This window comes from Saccharopolyspora sp. NPDC002686 (assembly GCF_040295745.1).
GTDB lineage: Bacteria > Actinomycetota > Actinomycetes > Mycobacteriales > Pseudonocardiaceae > Saccharopolyspora > Saccharopolyspora oryzae.
In genome coordinates this window covers 1-3,761 of sequence record NZ_JBEOVY010000515.1, presented here as the reverse complement: position 1 = coordinate 3,761, position 3,761 = coordinate 1, and the positions used below count along the sequence as shown (strand labels likewise).

Annotated in this window: 2 protein-coding genes and 2 pseudogenes; 2 read left to right on the top strand and 2 right to left on the bottom strand. The window is 70.1% G+C overall.

The window, feature by feature from the left end; translation table 11 throughout:
• Nucleotides 1–636: 636 nt before the first annotated feature.
• On the top strand, nucleotides 637–1,266 hold the full coding sequence (locus ABTZ89_RS36750; RefSeq protein WP_270950017.1) for a hypothetical protein: 630 nt from the start codon (nucleotides 637–639) through the stop codon (nucleotides 1,264–1,266).
• Between the two features lie 40 nt (nucleotides 1,267–1,306).
• On the opposite strand, the pseudogene ABTZ89_RS36745 reads toward ABTZ89_RS36750, so the two are convergent.
• A pseudogene (locus tag ABTZ89_RS36745) lies at nucleotides 1,307–2,283 on the bottom strand (cation diffusion facilitator family transporter).
• A gap of 291 nt (nucleotides 2,284–2,574) precedes the next feature.
• On the opposite strand from ABTZ89_RS36745, the gene yidC reads away from it, so the two are divergent.
• Nucleotides 2,575–3,609 carry a membrane protein insertase YidC gene (gene yidC, locus ABTZ89_RS36740; RefSeq protein WP_351053666.1) on the top strand — a complete coding sequence of 345 codons (1,035 nt, stop codon included), beginning with the start codon at nucleotides 2,575–2,577 and terminating at the stop codon, nucleotides 3,607–3,609.
• Nucleotides 3,610–3,673: 64 nt separating this feature from the next.
• Here yidC and ABTZ89_RS36735 read toward each other — a convergent pair.
• Nucleotides 3,674–3,761, bottom strand: a pseudogene (locus tag ABTZ89_RS36735) (helix-turn-helix domain-containing protein); the annotation flags it as partial.

The window sequence follows — 3,761 nt, the reverse complement described above, 5'->3', positions numbered from 1 at the left end:
ACCGCCGCACACACCGGTCCAGCGGCGCGGGTTCCACCCGAGCATGGCCCGCAAATCGCGCACAAGTTGATATCCGGGACGTTTGCGCAGGTCAGCGGGGCTGTTTCGGTGGATTGTGGTGCGGACCACCAGGGTTGACCGGGGGTGGGGGTTTTGCTCCGGGGCGATCAACCGAGACAATTCGCGGCCATGGCCAATGAGCGTGCAGAGCCTCCAGTCGGGGGGCAGGGCCCTGGACCTTCCGGGCCGCCACCGGGGCGTCCGCAGGGCGGACCGCCGCCGGGACCAGGTCGTCCCCCGCAGGCGCCTCCCGGACAGGTGCCGCCCCGGCAGGGGCAGGTGCCGCCGGAGGGCCAGCCGCCGCAGGTGCAGGAGACCCAGCAGGTGCGGCCCGGCCCGGGTGGTCCCGGCGCCGGACCGGCAGGGCCGCCGCCCGGCGCGATGCCTCCGGGCCCGCCGCAGGGGCGGCAGGGACCGCCCCCTGGTCAGCAGGGACCTCCGCCTGGTCCACCGCAGGGTGCGATGCCGCCCGGTGCAGCGCCGCAGGGGCCGCCGCCTGGTGCGGGACCGATGCCGCCCGGTGCCCGTCCGGGCATGCCGCCCGGTCCGCCTCCCGGCGCTCCGCAGGGGCCCCCGATGCCGAACGCGATGCAGGGGCCGCCGCCGAACCAGCCTCCGGCGACGCGGGTCCAGCAGCGCTTGGACGGTCTGGACGAGCCCGCGTCCTACCGCGAGTCCGGCACGCTCCGCGATCCGGACGCCGGCCGCGACTCGGACCCGTACGCCGAGGGCCGTCGCGACGAGGCGCGGTACCGCGACGCTTACGACGACGGCTACCGGGCCGCCTACTACGACCACTACGACCAGGGGCGCGACGACCGCTACCAGGACGACTACTACGACGACCGGCGGCGGGACGAGCAGCAGCGCGAACGCCGTCGCGAGCGGGAGCCGCGGGAGGAGCGCTACGACCGCGAGCCCCGCATGAGCGGGCCCAGCGCGGACACCATCGGCCGCCTGATCGGGGTGTTCACCGGCCTGATCGCGCTGATCTTCGTGCTGCACGTCATCTTCGTGGTCACCGGGGCGAACCAGGACAACGGCTTCGTCTCGTTCACCTACGGGACCGCGAAGTTCTTCGTGTTCGGGCTCGGCGACGTGTTCCAGCCCGGCGACGCGACGATCGGCGTGGTGCTCAACTACGGCCTCGCCGCGCTGATCTACCTGTTCGGCGGCCGGATCATCGCGCGGGCGCTGAAGCGCTGAACCCGTGAGCACTTCGGGCCGTGGCGGCGGCCCGAAGTGCTCAGAGCGGGTGGCCGTAGCGGGCGAGGACGCGGGCGCGCAGGTCGGGGTCGTTGCGCGGAACCGGCTCCAGGAACACCTCGTCCAGCTCCGGGAACTCCTCGCGCAGCATCCCGTCGATGCGCACCACGGCGTGCTCCAGCTCGGTGGAGTCCAGCGAGACCGAGAAGTCCACGCGGGCGCAGCACAGCACCCGGTCGGTTCCGACGTTCATGGACAGCATGTCCACCACGCTGTCCACCTCCGGTTGCTCGTCCAGCCTGCGGCGCACGGCCGAGAGCAGCCTGCGGTCCGCCTGCTGGCCGATGAGCAGGCCGAGGTTGGTGCGGGCCATCGTGTAGGCCACCAGCGCGAGCAGGGCCCCGATCGCGATGGACGCGATGCCGTCCCACGCGCTCGACCCGGTGAGGTCGTGCAACCCGAGCCCTGCGAAGGCCAGCAGCAGACCGGCCAGCGCCGCGCTGTCCTCGAGCAGCACCGTCTTGACCGTCGGATCGTCCGAAACCCGCAGGTGGTGCAGGATCGTGTCGCCGTCCTCGGCGGCCTCGGCGCGCACCTGCCGCATCGCGCGCAGCCAGGACACGCCCTCCAGCACGAAGGCCAGCGCGAGCACCGCGTAGCCGACCAGCGGCCGGGTCTGCTCCTGCGGCTCGCCGGCCAGCGTGCGGAAGCCCTCGACGAAGGCGAACACCGCGCCGGACACGAAGATGCTGATCGCCGCGATCAGCGACCAGAAGTACCGCTCCTTGCGTACCCGAACGGGTGGCGGGCGTCGGCGGGCTTCCCGGAGCGCCGCAGCGCCGTCAGCAGGAACACCTCGGTGCAGGTGTCGGCGACCGAGTGCCCGGCCTCCGCGAGCATCGCCGCCGAACCGGTGATCGCCCCGGCGACCGCCTTCATCGCGGCGATGGCCAGGTTGATGCCCAGCGCGACCAGCACCGTGAGCGTGCTCTCGCCGCCCTTCTCCACGTCGGCCATCGGCCACTCCTCGTTCCGCAGGTCATCCCTCGGATTCAGCAGCGGTGGCGGGTCTCGCTCCGCGGATCCTCGGCGTCGGTGAGATGGCGAACACGCTAGGCGGGGTCGGCATGATCCGCCTTGTGACTCTCTGTGTTATAAGTCCCCCTTTCGGGGGGTGGCGGTTGGGCGGCACCCGGGCATGGCACCCTTGGGTTGGCCGACCCTGCGCGGTTCGGCTGACTGCGTACGCCCCGGTAGCGCCGGACAGGCGGACCACGTTCAGGGTGGTCCAAGACCAGGAGTGACTGAGTGGAAAGCTTCTTCTCCTTCATCCTCTACCCGGTGTCGGCGATCTTGTGGTTCTGGCACAAGGTCTTCGGCTCCGTGCTAGGTGAGGACAACGGGTTCGCCTGGGCGCTCGCCGTGTTCTTCCTGGTCTTCACGCTGCGCGTGGTGCTGCTCAAGCCCGCCATCAGCCAGATGCGCGCCGGGCGCAAGATGGCGAAGTTCGCGCCGCAGATCCAGAAGCTGCGCGAGAAGTACAAGAACGACCGCCAGCGCATGGCGCAGGAGATGCAGAAGCTGCAGTCCGAGCACGGGGTGAACCCGCTCGGCGGCTGCCTGCCCGCGCTGCTGCAGATCCCGGTCTTCCTGAGCCTGTTCCACGTCCTGCGGAACTTCCACCCGGGCGCGCAGAGCAACTTCATCTTCGACAAGGCGGGCGTCGACTCCTTCATCAACGCCTCGATCTTCGGCGCGAAGCTGTCGAACTGGATCACCCAGCCCGCGGACCAGCTGGCGCTGTTCGGCACCGACCGCACCTCGATGATGATCGTCGGCATCCCGCTGATGCTGATCGCGTCGGTGGCCACCTTCTTCACCATGCGCCTGTCGGTGAAGAAGCAGACCGACGCGGCGATGGCCAACCCGCAGTCGGCGGTGATGGCCAAGTTCATGATGTACATCGCCCCGATCGGCGCGATCATCTCCGGTTGGTTCCTGCCGATCGCGGTCCTGCTGTACTGGCTGGCCAACAACGTCTGGACCCTGGGCCAGCAGCACTTCCTGACCAAGAAGATCGACCGCGAGCAGGAAGCGGAGAAGGCCAAGGAGATCGAGGCCAAGAAGTCCGCCCCGCGGCCGAAGCCGGGTCAGAAGCCGGTCCGCCAGGACGCCAAGGACGGCGAGGAGGAGACCGCGTCGACGGCCACCACCGCCACGGCGACCTCCGACAAGCCGGCCAAGAGCAACAACGGCCAGCGGCCGGGCGGCAAGTCGAACGTCAAGAAGAACCGCCCGGGCAAGACGGCGGCGTCGGCCAAGAAGGGCAAGAAACGACGTTGATCCGGGGACGGAACCGTCGTCGGTCCGGTCGTCCAGACCGCAGTTTCAATTGAAACTGCAAATGGCCGGCTGGTGTGAGCACCACGCCGCGCCCGGCGGGCGCGAGCACGGGCAACCCGACCTGGCGCTCCAACCTCTTGATCTGCTGCGAC